Consider the following 13,709-nt stretch of genomic DNA (forward strand, 5'->3'; position numbering starts at 1 on the left):
GGCCATCCATTGCATGCAATGTATGCAAAGCGCTAGAGTCGCGTCCGTGCAGAGCGATGTGGCCTGGAGCCGGTTGCGGGAGCTGATCCTCGACGGGACCTACCCGCCGGGGGCGCGGCTGACCGAGATGGAGGTCGCGGCGACCCTGGAGATGAGCCGCACTCCGGTCCGCGAGGCGCTGCGGGCGCTGACGGCCGACGGGCTGGTGCGCCCGGCCGGGCGCGGAGTGGTCGTCGTGGCCCTGGAGGCGTCCGCGCTGGAGGACGCCTACCAGGTGCGGGCGGCCCTGGAGGCGCTCACGGCCGAGCTGGCCGCCGTCCGTCAGGGCGAGGGCCGCATCGCCCCCGCCGACCTGGCCTCGCTGCGCGACGTGGCCGACGCCACGGCGGCCGCCACCGCGCAGGGCCGCCTCGGCGAGGCCGTCGGGCTCAACCGCCGCTTCCACCGGCGGATCGCCGAGCTGGCGGCCAACGTCATCGCGCTGCACACCCTGGAGCGCGTGTGGGACCAGATCCAGGTGTCCACGCTGCGCTCGCTGGCGCCGCCGTCCCGTCCGGCGCACGTCTCCGGCCAGCACGAACAGCTCCTCGCCGCGATCACCGAGGCCCGGCCGCAGGACGCGGCGGCCATCGCCCGCGAGCACGTGTTCGACACCCGTGCCGTCACCCACAGCAAGGACGAACCCCTATGACCCGCCACCACACGTACGCCGTCACCGTGACCTGGACCGGCAACAAGGGCACCGGCACCAGCGACTACCGCATATACGGCCGCGACCACGACCTGTCGGCCGAGGGCCCGCCGGTCATCGCGGGCAGCTCCGACCCCGCCTTCCGGGGCGACCCGGCCCGCTGGAACCCCGAGCAGCTGCTGGTCGCCTCGCTCTCCCAGTGCCACATGCTCTGGTACCTGCACCTGTGCGCCGACGCGGGCGTCGTGGTCACCGCGTACGCCGACCGCGCGGCGGGCACCATGGCCGAGAACGGCGCCGGCGGCCACTTCACCGAGGTCGTGCTCCGCCCCGAGGTGACCGTGGCCGCACCGGAGATGGCCGAGACCGCCGCCCGCCTGCACGAGGACGCCCACAAGGCGTGCTTCATCGCCGCCTCGGTCAACTTCCCGGTACGCCACGAGCCGACCGTCCGCACGGCCTGAGCGTCACCGGATCCGGACGCGATCCGGACGTGATCCGGACGTGATCCGGGAGCGGTCAGCGCGAGGCGGCCAGGGCCACGGCGGTGGCGGCCTCGTGCTGGAGCACCATGATCAGCAGGGTGGCCACCAGCGTCGCGATGAGCACCCAGCTGATCACGATGATGACCGTCGACCGGCGCGGCCTCCTGCTGCCCGGCTGCCCCTTCGCCCTCGCCTCGCCGCGACGGGCCCGCTCGTTGAACGACTCGAGCCGGGCGACGAGACGTGGATCGTCATCGACGAGGTGCTGCTCGATCTGGGCCAGCATTCGCTCCTCGTCCTGCGACCAGGCCATAGACGCACCTCCGGAACGCAAGCTCTGTGGCGTGTTCCTCCCCAACCATGAAGATCATTAGCCATGGCATGACCCCCTAATTACCGCCTCTTTCGGTTTGCGATCACGCTCGAACTTTTGTTCTAATCATGGGATGCGCTGGGACAACTTGCGCCTGACCGGGCCAGGTCAGGCCGATCCGGCCGTGCCGTTGTTCGCCCGCGGCGCGGTCACCCGTACGTTCGACACGCCCGAGTTCAGAGGGATGACCTTCTACGAGGTGCAGGCCCGGTCGATCATCAACCGGGTGCCGGGGGCGAGCCGGGTGCCGTTCGAGTACACGATCAACCCCTACCGCGGCTGCGGGCATCGCTGCGTCTACTGCTTCGCCCGCAAGACGCACGAATACCTCGACCTCGACGCCGGGGCCGACTTCGACTCGAAGATCGTCGTCAAGGTCAACGCGGCGGAGCTGGCCCGCAAGGAGCTGGCCGCGGCCCGCTGGGGCGGCCACCACGTGGCCATGGGCACCAACGTCGACTGCTACCAGCGCGCCGAGGGCCGCTACCGGCTGATGCGCGGCATCCTGGCCGCGCTGCGCGACGCCGCGAACCCGTTCTCGGTGCTCACCAAGGGCACGCTGATCCTGCGCGACCTCGACCTGCTCACCGAGGCGGCCGAGGTCACCGACGTGAGCACGAGCGTGTCGGTCGGCTTCGTCGACGAGGCGGTGTGGCGCGAGGTCGAGCCCGGCACGCCCAACCCGCGCCGGCGGCTGGAGGCGTGCGCCACGCTCAACGACAACGGGGTGGCGTGCGGGGTGCTGATGGCGCCGATCCTGCCGTACCTGACCGACTCCCCCGCCCAGCTCGACCGCACGGTCAAGGAGATCGCCGAGGCCGGCGCGACCCACATCGCGCCGATCGTCCTGCACCTGCGGCCCGGCGCGCGCGAGTGGTGGCTGAGCTGGCTCGGGCGCGAGCACCCGCGCCTGGTGCCGCGCTACCTGGAGCTGTACGGCCGCGGCGCCTACGCCCCCGCCTCCTACCAGGACCGCGTCGTGGCCCAGGTCAGGGAGCTGGCCGAACGTCACGGCGTCGGCAGGGCCACCCCCGCCATGGCCCGCCGCGTGCCGCCCCGCCCGATCGCCGCCGCGGTCGCCGAGCCGGAGCAGCTTCGGCTATTGTGACCCGGTTTAAATCGGTGGCCGGTCGGTCCGCCTCGGTGACAGGATGACCGGGCACTTGCCGGACGACGTTCAGGAGCATGAGATGCGGCGCCGCCCAGAGATCTTCCAGCCCCCCATTGGCACGAGAGTTCTCGAGGGCTCCACCACTCATGCACATCCTGAACATCGGCATCCTCGCGCACGTGGACGCGGGCAAGACCAGCCTCACTGAGCGGCTGCTGTTCGAGACCGGGGCCATCAAGCGCCTCGGCAGCGTCGACGACGGCAGCACGCAGACCGACAGCGGCGAGATCGAACGCCGCCGCGGCATCACCATCCGATCGGCCGTCGCCTCGTTCACCATGGGCGACCTGCGGGTCAACCTCGTGGACACCCCCGGCCACGCCGACTTCGTGGCCGAGGTCGAACGCGCGCTCGGCGTGCTCGACGGCGCCGTCCTGGTGCTGTCGGCCGTGGAGGGCGTGCAGCCGCACACGCGGGTCCTGATGAAGACGCTGCGGCGGTTGCGGCTGCCCACGCTGATCTTCGTGAACAAGATCGACCGGGTGGGGGCCCGGGAGGCGGGGGTGCTCGCCGAGATCCGACGATGGTTGTCGCCGCGGGCGGTCCCGTTGAACACGGTTCGCGGCATCGGCGGGCCGGGCGCCGCCACCCGTCCCTTCGCCTTCGCTCCGCCTGCCTTCGGGGGGGTGCCCTGCCCGGGGGCGGCGGGCGGCGGCTCGGAGGAGGTGGTGCGGGCCGATGGGCCCGTCGAGGCGGAGACCGGCAAGGCGGAGGCGGCCGAGAACGGCGAGGCCGAAGGGCGCAAGGCCGAGGCGCGCGACGTCGAGGCGCGCGAGGCCGAGGCTGCCGAGGTTCTGGCAGAGGGGGATGACGGGCTGCTGGAGCTGCTGGTCGACGGGGTGGTTCCGGGGGCGGGGCGGGTGCGCGGGGCGCTCGCGGCGCAGTGCGCGGCGGGTGAGGCGCATCCCGTGTCGTTCGGGTCGGCGATCACCGGCCAGGGGGTGGCCGAGTTGCTGGGGGCGATCCGGCTGCTGCCCGCGGTCCCCCAGCCGCCGGCCGGCTCGGACGAAGCCGCCGACCGCACCACGACGACCACGACGGGCGCGGTGTTCGCGGTGGAGCGGGGGCGGGCCGGGGAGAAGGTGGCCTATCTGCGGCTGCGCGGCGGGGAGCTGCGGGCGCGGGAGCGGGTGACGTTCCTGCGCCGGGAGCCCGGCGGGGGCGTCCACGCGTACGAGGGGCGGCCGAGCGGGGTGGCCGTGGTGGGGTCAGGGGCGCGGGTGGCGGTGGCGGGCGACATCGCCACGGTCCGCGGGGTGCCGGAGATCCGGGTCGGCGACCGGCTGGGCGAGCCGGGCCCGGAGGGGCAGGCCCACTTCACCCCGCCCAGCCTGGAGACCGTCGTACGCCCCCGGATCCCCGGCCAGGAGCCGCGCCTGCACGCCGCGCTCGTCGCGCTGGCCGAGCAGGATCCCCTGATCGGCACCCGGACGCTGGCCGGCGGCGAGACGTCGGTCCTGCTGTACGGCGAGGTCCAGAAGGAGGTCATCGGCGAGACCCTGGCCAGGGACTTCGGCGTCGAGGCCGAGTTCGAGCCCAGCCGCCCGGTCTACTTCGAACGCCCGTCGGGCACCGGCGCGGCCAGGGAGGAGATGCGCCAGGCCGGGGGCGCGTTCATGGCGACCGTGGGCCTGCGTGTCGAGCCGGCCGCGCCGGGCTGCGGCGTGCTCTACCGGCTGGAGGTGGACCTGGGCTCGCTGCCACTGGCCTTCCACCGGGCGATCGAGGAGAGCGTGCGGCGCACCCTGGGCGCGGGGCCGCGGGGGTGGCCGGTCACCGACGTGCTGGTCACGCTGACCGCGACCGGGTACGCCTCCCCGATCACGGTGGCGGGCGACTTCCGCGGGCAGGCGCGGGCCGTCCTCACCGAGGCCCTGCGCAGGGCGGGGACCAGGGTGTACGAGCCGTGCCACCGCTTCGAGCTGGAGGTGCCCGCCGACGCCTTCGCCACCGTGTCGGCCGCCCTGGCCGGGCTGGGCGCGGCCCTGGACGGCACCGGCAGGCGGGCCGAGACGTGGGTGCTCGAAGGCGAGATCCCGGCGGCGGCGGTGCACGAGGCCGAGCGGCGGCTGCCGGGCCTGTCGCACGGCGAGGGCGTGTGGTGGTCGCGGCCGTCCGGCGATCGCCCGATTAGCACACGATAGGCGAAATGTCGGTTATCGGGGATAGATGGGTATTTAACCGCCATAGTGTGCCAATCGGGCGCAACCGTTTCAGGGGGAAATCGATGGCTGACACGAAGAAGAAACCTGCCACCAAGTCGGGCAAGGCCAAGAAACAGGCCATCAAGACCAGCCGGCAGGCCAAGGAGACCAAGAAGGAAACGAGAAGGACCGACGAGGGATGACCCCCGTGAGGTGAATCGCGCAGCCGGGGGCCGGCGGCCCCCGGCTGTCCGGTGGAGGAGGAGCTGCGCACATGTCGGCCTATCTCCGCTTTCCCACTGTCTTTCAGGACGTGGTGGTCTTCGCCGCCGAGGACGACCTGTGGATGGTCTCGGCCCAGGGCGGCCGCGCCTTCCGCCTGACCGCGGGCGCGGCCGAGGCCGGCTACCCGCGCATCTCCCCGCGCGGCGACCAGATCGCCTTCGTCGGCCGCGAGGAGGGCCCCGAGGAGGTGTACGTGATGCCGGCCGTCGGCGGCGCCGCCCGCCGGGTCACCTTCCACGGCGCCCGCTGCACGGTCACCGGCTGGGACCACGAGGGCCGCATCCTCTACGCCAGCGACCAGTCCCAGCCGTTCGCCGGGCGCAAATGGCTGCACCGGGTGGCGCCGGGCGGGGTGCCGCAGCGGCTGCCGTACGGACCGGCGAACTCGATCGCCCACGGCCCCGACGGGATGATCGTGCTCGGCCGCAACACCGCCGACCCCGCGCGGTGGAAGCGCTACCGCGGCGGCACGGTCGGCGACCTGTGGATCGACACCGACGGCGGCGGCGAGTTCAGGCGGCTGATCCGGCTGCCGGGGAACCTGGCCTCGCCCTGCTGGAGCGAGCGGCGGATCTGCTTCCTGTCCGACCACGAGGGGGTCGGGAACGTCTACTCGTGCCTGCCGGACGGCCAGGACCTGCGCAAGCACACCCACCACGACGACTACTACGCGCGCAACCTGTCGAGCGACGGCCACCGGCTGGTCTACCACGCCGGCGCCGACCTGTACCTGCTGGAGCCGGGCGAGGGGCCCAGGCGGCTGGAGGTGCGGCTGGCCAGCTCCAGGACGCAGCGCAACCGCCGGTTCGTCGACGCCGAGGAGTACCTCGACAGCGCGACCCTCAGCCCGGACGGCAGCGCGCTGGCGATCACCTCGCGCGGCAAGGCGTACGCGATGGCCGACTGGGAGGGCCCGGTCAGCCAGCACGGCGAGCCGGACGGCGTCCGCTACCGCTTCCTGACCTGGCTCAACGACGGCGTACGGCTGATCGCCGCGGCCAGCGGCGAGTGCGACGAGGAGACGCTGGTCATCCTGGAGGGCCACGAGGGCGGCTGCGGCGTCGAGGTGGCCAGGCTGGGCCGGATCAACGAGCTGGTCCCCGACCCCGCGCACGACCGCGTGGCCGTGGTCAACCACCGCCACGAGCTGCACCTGCTGGACCTGGCCACCGGCGCGGCCACCCTGGTGGAACGCAACCCGCACGGGCCGCCCGAGGACCCGGCCTGGTCGCACGACGGGCAGTGGCTGGCCTACGCCGGGCCGCTCAACGCCCAGACCACCGCGATCAAGCTGCACCACCCGGAGACCGGCCGGACGGTGACCGCCTCCGAGCCGGTGCTCAAGGACTCGATGCCGGCCTTCGACCCGCAGGGCCGCTACCTGTACTTCATCGGCCAGCGGGTCTTCTCGCCCGTCTACGACCAGTTGCAGTTCGACCTGGGCTTCCCGCTGGGCACCCGGCCGTACGCGATCGCGCTGCGGGCCGACGCGCCCGACCCGTTCGTGCCCGGACGGCGCCCGCTCAACGGCAAGGACGAGGAGGAGGACGAGCCGGTGGAGGCCGTCCGGGTGGACCTGGACGGGCTGGCCGGCCGTGTCACCGCCTTCCCGCTGCCGGAGGGCCGCTACGAGGGCGTGGCCGGGCTCAAGGGCAAGGCGCTGCTGCTGACCAGCCCGCTGGAGGGCGAGAACACCCTGCACCTGTACGACTTCGCCAAGGGCAGGAACGAGACGTTCGCCGACGGGGTCAGCGCGTTCGAGCTGGGCCGCGACCACAAGACGCTGCTGTACCGGGCCGGCAGCCGGCTGCGCGTGGTCAAGGCCGGCGAGGTGCCCGAGCACGACGACGACCCGCCGGGACGCGAGAGCGGCTGGATCGACCTGACGCGCATCAAGGTGTCGGTGGCGCCGGAGTCGGAGTGGCGGCAGATGTTCCGCGAGGCGTGGCGGCTGCAGCGGGAGAACTTCTGGACCGAGGACATGGCCGGCGTCGACTGGCCGGCCGTCTACCGGCGCTACGAGCCGCTGGTGGACCGGGTCACCACCCGGGGCGAGTTCTCCGACCTGCTGTGGGAGCTGCACGGCGAGCTGGCCACCAGCCACGCCTACGAGAGCGGCGGCGAGTACCGCCCCGGGCCCGACTACAGCCAGGGCAAGCTGGGCGTCGACTGGGACTTCCGCGACGGCGTCTACCACGTCCACGCGATCGTCACCGGCGACGTGTGGGACCCGGAGGCCACCTCGCCGCTGAACCGGCTGGGGCTCGACGTACGGCCGGGGGACGCGGTGCTGGCCATCAACGGCGCGCCCATCGGCCGCGCGGCCACCCCGAACGAGCGGCTGGTCAACCAGGCGGGCGAGGAGGTCGAGCTGACCCTGCGGCGCGAGGAGCGGGTCTTCACCGTGACCGTGCGCGCGCTGGCCGACGAGCAGCCGGCCCGCTACCGCGACTGGGTCAACCTCAACCGGGCCGAGTGCCACGAGCGTTCCGGCGGCCGGGTCGGCTATCTGCACGTCCCGGACATGGGCACCGAGGGGTTCGGCGAGTTCCACCGGGGCTTCCTGGCCGAGTACGACCGGCACGCCCTCATCGTGGACGTGCGCTTCAACGGCGGCGGCCACGTCTCGGCGCTGCTGCTGGAGAAGCTGGCCAGGCGGCGGCTCGGCTACGACTACCCGCGGTGGGGGGATCCGGAGCCGTACCCGCCGGAGTCGCCGCGCGGGCCGCTGGTGGCCATCACCAACGAGTGGGCGGGCTCGGACGGCGACATCTTCAGCCACACCTTCAAGCTGCTCAAGCTGGGCCCGCTGGTCGGCAGGCGCACCTGGGGCGGGGTGATCGGCATCTGGCCGCGCCACCGGCTCGCCGACGGGACCGTCACCACGCAGCCGGAGTTCTCCTTCGCCTTCGACGACGTCGGCTGGCAGGTGGAGAACTACGGCACCGATCCCGACATCGAGGTGGACATCACCCCGCAGGACTACGCCAGGGGCGTGGACACGCAGCTCGAAAGGGCCATCGACGTCGCCCTGAGTCTCCTTGCCGAACATTTGCCACATACGCCGGATCCGTCGCATCGGCCGGGTATGCAACCTTAGGAACCTGTCCGGCGTCTAAAGATCATAGGCGGGGAAAGCGCACAGGGGATGACATGTGCACTCCGCCCGCGCGCGGCCTGACGACCGGTCCCGCGCGTTCGCGACTTGCAACCGAGCACAAGGGGGATCGTCCAGGTGCGCGCACTGGCACGCAGGGGGAAGTCGGCGATGGTCCGGTTGTACCGGGGGTACAACCGCCGCAAGGCACGCAACGCGCCACCCCCGTCGACCGACCGCATCCGGATCCTGCTCCTGCACGCCAACGGCATGGGCGGCACGATCAGGACGGTGTTCAACCTGGCCGGCTACCTGGCCGACAAGCACGACGTCGAGATCGTCAGCATCCTGAAGGAGGCCGAGGAGCCGTTCTTCCCGATCGATCAGCGGGTGCGCTTCCGGTTCCTCGACGACCGGCTCAAGCCGAGCGCCGACCCGCTGCGCGCGATGTTGTCGAAGTTCCCCAGCAAGCTGATGCCTCCGGAGGAGACGGCCTACCACCGTTTCACCCTGTGGACCGACTACAAGCTGGCCCGCTACATCCGCTCGCTCGACAGCGGCGTGCTCATGGCCACCCGTCCCGGGCTCAACCTGGCCATGGCGCAGTTAGCGCAGCCGGGCGTGATCACCATCGGGCAGGAGCACGTGGCCCTGCGCACCCAGGCCGAGCCGATGCAGAAGCTGATCAAGTGGCGGTACCGCCGCATGGACGCGCTGGTCACCCTCACCAAGGCCGACCTGCGCGACTACCGCAGCGCGCTGCCGAAGAAGCCGAAGAAGCTGGCGCGCATCCCCAACGCCGTCCCGCCGATGACCGGCGGGCTGTCCACGCTCGACGCCAAGGTCGTCGTCGCCGTGGGGCGGATGACCCGGCTCAAGGGCTTCCACCGGCTGATCACCGCGTGGGAGACCGTCGCCGCCGCGCATCCGGACTGGAAGCTGCGCATCTTCGGCGCCGGGCCGCAGCAGGAGAACCTGGCCGCGCAGATCGTCGAGGCCGGGCTTGAGGGCAAGGTCGAGCTGCCGGGCCCGACCAGCGACGTGGGGGCCGAGCTGGAGAAGGCGTCGATCTTCGTGCTCAGCTCGCGGCACGAGGGCTTCCCGATGACGATCCTGGAGGCCATGGCCAAGGGGCTGGCCATCGTCAGCTTCAACAGCCCGCACGGGCCCAAGGAGATGATCACCGACGAGGTGGACGGGCTGCTGGTCAAGCCCCGTACCAACGCCAACCTGGCGTCCTCCGTCATCCGGGTCATCGAGGACGAGACGCTGCGCCGGTCACTGGCGGCGGGGGCCCTGGAGACGGCGCGGACCTACGACGTGGACGCCGTGGGCCAGAAGTGGGACGAACTGCTGGCCGAACTGGTGGCCCGCCGCAACGGCACGTACGTCCGCCCGCCCCGGCCCGCTCCCGAGCCCGCCGAGGCCACCGCGGCCGCCGAACCCCTGACCTAGAGGGGCGTCATCCCGGGCCGTGAACTCCACCGGCCCGGGACGTCCCCGCGAGGGACCACCCCACGGGCTGGAGATCCGGGCGACCGCGCCGGCGATCGGCAACGTGTTCCCGTAGCAGGGACGGGGAGTGCGGGCGAGGTGGGACGCCGGGAAGCGGTGAGGCGACACCGCGGGGACGATCAGTCAGGGAAGCCTTCCCGTGTCAAATCCAGGAATGCCGGGAATTCTCTAGACAACTTCGCCCACGGGAACCACGGAGGGCTCCTTGAGCACGAAGGACGTCATCGCCTTGCTCGCCGGGGCGATCATCGTCGTCTCCTTCGTCGGCACCGCCAAAAGCCCCGCCGCCACCGCCGCCAGCCCCCTGAGCAACGCCAGCGGCACGCTGCCCGGCCTCGCCCCCGTCTCCACCCACGACGACAAGGCGAGAGCGCGCACCCTCATCGCCCGCTTACGCGTCAAGGGCCGCGGCCCCAACACCGGCTACGCCCGCAGCCGGTACGGCGAGAACTGGGCCGACACCGCCACCGGCGTCCCCTACGCCCGCAACGGCTGCCGCACCCGCGACGACCTGCTCGCCCGCGACGGCACCGGCGTCGAGTACCGGCCCGGGTCGAGCTGCGAGGTCGTCGCCATGGACCTGACCGACCCCTACACCGGCCGGCTCATCTCCTGGCACAAGACACAGGCCGACGAGGTGCAGGTGGACCACGTCGTGCCGCTCAACTACGGCTGGCGCATGGGCGCGCCGCGCTGGCCGATGTCGAAACGGCTCGACTTCGCCAACGACCCGCTCAACCTGTTACCCGTCGACGGCCGCGCCAACGAGGAGAAGGACGCCTCGGGCCCGGCCGGCTGGCTGCCTCCCCAGCGCAGCGTCCGCTGCGCGTACGTCACCCGCTTCGCCCAGGTCGCGCTCAAGTACGACCTGCCCGTGACCAGGGCCGACAAGGACGCCATGCTCGCGCAGTGCCGCTAGCGCGGGTCCTCCCAGGTGAACCCGTGCTCGAACGTCTGCTCGGCCAGCGCCTTCTGCCCGGCGAGGTTGGGGTGGAAGAAGTCCCACTTGCTGACGTGGCCGAGCGTGAACGGGAAGGAGAAGATCGCGCCCTCGTCGGTGTCGCAGGAGGGCCCCATGGCCTCGCACGCCTGCGCCGCCTCCCGGTTGTAGGCCATCACCCGCGCCCGCACCCGGGCCCGGCGCTCGACGTCGGCCCGCTTCGTCGAGGCCGGGTCGGCCAGCATGGTCTGGCAGACCTTCCCGATGGTCCAGAACGTACGGGCCAGCGGGTTGTCCTTGCCGACCTGCCACAGCCGCCGCAGGTCGGGAACGCTGGCGATGAACACCCTGGCCTGCGGCATGCCGGCGCGCAGCGCGGACAGCGCGGCGTCCATCCGCTGACGGTAAAGCGCGACCGGCGTCATCTCCCGCTCGGTGCGCTTGCACGCGTCCTGGGCTCCTATGAGGATCGTCACATAATCGGCCTTCGCCTCGATCGCCCGATTCACCTGGCCGAGCAGATCGGCGCTCGTCGAACCCGGCACGGCGAAGTTCTCGCGGTGGAGCGTTCCATCCAGCCGCCGCAGCCGGAGGTAGTGGCTGCCCACCTCCGCGTTGTCGCCGGCCGCCCAGGAACGGGCCGCGCAGGAGACGTACCAGCCGCAGGAGTTGAAGCCCGTGGAGATCGAGTCGCCCAGCGCCGCCATCGTCTCGGGGACGGGCTGAGCTGCGGCGACGGCCTGCGCGGGCCCTGAAGCTGCCAGGACGAGGACGGCGGTGACGACAGGGGACAGACGACCGATCATGGCCCCAAGGTAGGGAGTCGATCAAGACGGCACCATGACCTTCAGGCGAGGTCTGCCATTTCAGGACCGTCTTCCTATCACCGCTTGACAGTCCGTACGCGACCAGGTTGCCCACATCACAGGTCAAGATCCGGTTTTTTCCTGGTTGGCGGGTAGTAACACCGCATTCACGGGGGTCCGAGTCGAACGTGTTCAGTTCCCGCATAGAGTGTGTTGAGTGAGTGTCGCGCTCGGAACAACCCGCCCGCTACCGGTTCGCACCACCCCCGTCGGCGACCCCGGTGACCTGCTGGCATCCCTCCCGAAGACGGCGCCCTACGCCTGGATCAGGAACGGCGAGGGCCTGGTGGGATGGGGTCAGGCCGCCCGCGTCGCCGTGCCGCCGGGCCCCGGCCGCTTCGCCTGGGCCCGCGAGTGGCTGCGCACCGTCCTCGGCGACGCGCCCGCCGACGACGCCGGACGCGCCCCCGGCTCCGGCTCCGGCCCCGTGGCCTTCGGCAGCTTCACCTTCGACGAGGACGTCCCCGGGTCGGTGCTCGTCGTCCCCCGGGCCGTCCTGGCCCGCCGCGGCGGCCGAGCCTGGCTCACCACCGTCGGCGAGGCCCCGCTGGAGACGTTCAGCCCCATCCGCGAGCCCGGCCGCATCAGCTACGGCGACGGCAGCCTCACCGCGCCCCAATGGGAGCACGTCGTCGCCCGGGCCGCCCGCCGCATCCGCGACGGCGAGCTGGAGAAGGTCGTCCTCGCCCGCGACCTGCTCGCCACCGCCGAGCACCCCATCGACGTGCGCCTGCTGCTGACCCGGCTGGCCCGGCGCTACCCCGAGTGCTACACCTTCTCCGTGGCCGGCCTCGTCGGCGCCACCCCCGAGCTGCTCATCCGCCGCACCGGGCAGGAGATCGAGTCCCTCGTCCTGGCCGGCACCACCGCCCGCGGCACCGGCCCGGCCGACGACGTCGCCCGCGGCGCCGCGCTGTTCGCCTCCCAGAAGGACCGCCACGAGCACGAGTGCGCCATCGCCTCCGTGCGCCAGACCCTCGCCCCGCTCTGCGCCTCGCTCGACACCCCCGACGAGCCCGAGCTCCTCGTGCTGCCCAACGTCCAGCACCTGGCCAGCCACGTCACCGGGCGGCTGGCCGACGGCGCGTCCGTCCTCGACGTGGTGGCCGCCATGCACCCCACCGCCGCCGTCGGCGGCACCCCCACCGACACCGCCATCAAGGTCATCCGCGAGCTGGAGGGCATGGACCGCGCCGGCTACGCGGGCCCGGTCGGCTGGATCGACGCCCACGGCGACGGCGAATGGGGCATCGCCCTGCGCTCGGGGCTGATCGAGGGCAACCGCGCCCGGCTGTTCGCCGGCGGCGGCATCATGGGCGACTCCGACCCGGCCGCCGAGCTGGCCGAGGCCCAGGCCAAGTTCCGCGTCATGCAGTACGCGCTGGAGGGCTGACCGGCCTCAGCCGGGCACGTGCACGCCCTCGCCCACCTCGACGCGCGCCCGGCCGGCCGTCAGCGCGGCCACCCACTCGCCGAACGCCTCCACCTCGTCCTCCCCCACCGCCACCGCGAACGTCACCCCGGCCGCGTAGGTCACCTCGCGCAGCGCGTAGCGGGAGGCGCGCAGGTCGTTCTCGACCCGGCCGGCCTGGTCGTGGGCCACCCGGACGCTCACCAGCCTGGCCGGGACCATCCGCACCGGCTCCACCAGGTCGAGCGTCTCTGTCACCGCTCCGCCGTAGGCGCGCACCAGCCCGCCCGCGCCCAGCAGCACGCCGCCGAAATAGCGCGTGACCACCGCGACCACGTCGTTGAACCCCCGGCCGACCAGCGCCTGGACCATCGGCGTGCCCGCCGTGCCGCCGGGCTCGCCGTCGTCGTCGCCCTTCTGCAGCCGCCCGCCGATCACGTAGGCGGTGCAGTTGTGGGTGGCGCCGGCGTGCTCGCGGCGGCGGGCGGCGATGAAGGCGGCGGCCTCCTCGACGGTGCGGGCGGGGGCCAGCGCGCAGACGAACCGGGAGCGGCGCACCTCGGTCTCGTGCTCGACGCCGGCCGCGAGGGTGAGGTACGGCTGGGACACGTCCGTCAGGCTACCTCCTTTACGTTGTAGATTCGTTGGCCGCCCGCCCCGGTGGGACCGGGTTGAGCGGGATGCACGGGAGGCGCCCCTCCCCTGTGCAGGATGCACATGATCGCGACGCC

Annotated in this window: 11 protein-coding genes; 8 read left to right on the forward strand and 3 right to left on the reverse strand. The window is 72.3% G+C overall.

Features of this window, described 5'->3' with window-relative positions:
* Window positions 1-46 precede the first annotated feature (46 nt).
* Window positions 47-691: a GntR family transcriptional regulator gene (locus ACIHAD_RS31030; RefSeq protein WP_397358196.1), complete on the forward strand. Its 645-nt coding sequence runs from the start codon at window positions 47-49 to the stop codon at window positions 689-691.
* A complete protein-coding gene (locus ACIHAD_RS31035; protein ID WP_397358197.1) occupies window positions 688-1,155 on the forward strand; it encodes an OsmC family protein in 468 nt (155 codons plus the stop codon). The genes ACIHAD_RS31030 and ACIHAD_RS31035 overlap by 4 nt, the downstream gene beginning before the upstream one ends.
* A 55-nt stretch (window positions 1,156-1,210) precedes the next feature.
* Here the strand turns inward: ACIHAD_RS31035 and ACIHAD_RS31040 are convergent, their stop codons facing one another.
* Window positions 1,211-1,489 (reverse strand): DUF3040 domain-containing protein, encoded by a 279-nt coding sequence (locus ACIHAD_RS31040; protein WP_357710281.1) that lies wholly within the window; start codon window positions 1,487-1,489, stop codon window positions 1,211-1,213.
* A 133-nt stretch (window positions 1,490-1,622) separates the two neighbouring features.
* Here ACIHAD_RS31040 and ACIHAD_RS31045 point away from each other — a divergent pair, with 133 nt between their 5' ends.
* The 5 genes from ACIHAD_RS31045 (at window position 1,623) to ACIHAD_RS31065 (ending at window position 10,680) form a co-directional block, all read left to right on the forward strand.
* On the forward strand, window positions 1,623-2,657 hold the full coding sequence (locus ACIHAD_RS31045; protein ID WP_397358198.1) for an Rv2578c family radical SAM protein: 1,035 nt from the start codon (window positions 1,623-1,625) through the stop codon (window positions 2,655-2,657).
* 149 nt (window positions 2,658-2,806) lie between these two features.
* Entirely contained in the window at window positions 2,807-4,864 is a 2,058-nt protein-coding gene (locus tag ACIHAD_RS31050) for a GTP-binding protein (protein ID WP_397358199.1), read from the forward strand.
* A gap of 274 nt (window positions 4,865-5,138) precedes the next feature.
* Window positions 5,139-8,249, forward strand: a complete 3,111-nt coding sequence (locus tag ACIHAD_RS31055; RefSeq protein WP_397358200.1) for a S41 family peptidase — start codon at window positions 5,139-5,141, stop codon at window positions 8,247-8,249.
* Window positions 8,250-8,384: 135 nt separating this feature from the next.
* Entirely contained in the window at window positions 8,385-9,701 is a 1,317-nt protein-coding gene (locus tag ACIHAD_RS31060) for a glycosyltransferase family 4 protein (protein WP_397358201.1), read from the forward strand.
* Between the two features lie 265 nt (window positions 9,702-9,966).
* On the forward strand, window positions 9,967-10,680 hold the full coding sequence (locus ACIHAD_RS31065; RefSeq protein WP_397358202.1) for an HNH endonuclease family protein: 714 nt from the start codon (window positions 9,967-9,969) through the stop codon (window positions 10,678-10,680).
* Here ACIHAD_RS31065 and ACIHAD_RS31070 read toward each other — a convergent pair.
* Window positions 10,677-11,507 (reverse strand): SGNH/GDSL hydrolase family protein, encoded by an 831-nt coding sequence (locus ACIHAD_RS31070; protein WP_397358203.1) that lies wholly within the window; start codon window positions 11,505-11,507, stop codon window positions 10,677-10,679. The two genes, ACIHAD_RS31065 and ACIHAD_RS31070, sit on opposite strands and share 4 nt — an antisense overlap.
* Before the next feature lie 217 nt (window positions 11,508-11,724).
* Between ACIHAD_RS31070 and ACIHAD_RS31075 the strand changes: the two genes are divergently transcribed.
* Window positions 11,725-12,960, forward strand: a complete 1,236-nt coding sequence (locus tag ACIHAD_RS31075; RefSeq protein ID WP_397358204.1) for an isochorismate synthase MenF — start codon at window positions 11,725-11,727, stop codon at window positions 12,958-12,960.
* Between the two features lie 6 nt (window positions 12,961-12,966).
* Here ACIHAD_RS31075 and ACIHAD_RS31080 read toward each other — a convergent pair whose 3' ends face one another.
* Window positions 12,967-13,587 (reverse strand): YigZ family protein, encoded by a 621-nt coding sequence (locus ACIHAD_RS31080; RefSeq protein ID WP_397358205.1) that lies wholly within the window; start codon window positions 13,585-13,587, stop codon window positions 12,967-12,969.
* Window positions 13,588-13,709 lie beyond the last annotated feature (122 nt).

It is taken from the genome of Nonomuraea sp. NPDC052265, from assembly GCF_044547985.1.
GTDB lineage: Bacteria > Actinomycetota > Actinomycetes > Streptosporangiales > Streptosporangiaceae > Nonomuraea.

Coding starts and splice junctions, on each gene's coding strand:
- ACIHAD_RS31035 (WP_397358197.1), top strand. CDS start 688: ATGACCCGCCACCACACGTACGCCGTCACCGTGACCTGGACCGGCAAC.
- ACIHAD_RS31055 (WP_397358200.1), top strand. CDS start 5,139: ATGTCGGCCTATCTCCGCTTTCCCACTGTCTTTCAGGACGTGGTGGTC.
- ACIHAD_RS31070 (WP_397358203.1), bottom strand. CDS start 11,507: ATGATCGGTCGTCTGTCCCCTGTCGTCACCGCCGTCCTCGTCCTGGCA.
- ACIHAD_RS31045 (WP_397358198.1), top strand. CDS start 1,623: ATGCGCTGGGACAACTTGCGCCTGACCGGGCCAGGTCAGGCCGATCCG.
- ACIHAD_RS31050 (WP_397358199.1), top strand. CDS start 2,807: ATGCACATCCTGAACATCGGCATCCTCGCGCACGTGGACGCGGGCAAG.
- ACIHAD_RS31040 (WP_357710281.1), bottom strand. CDS start 1,489: ATGGCCTGGTCGCAGGACGAGGAGCGAATGCTGGCCCAGATCGAGCAG.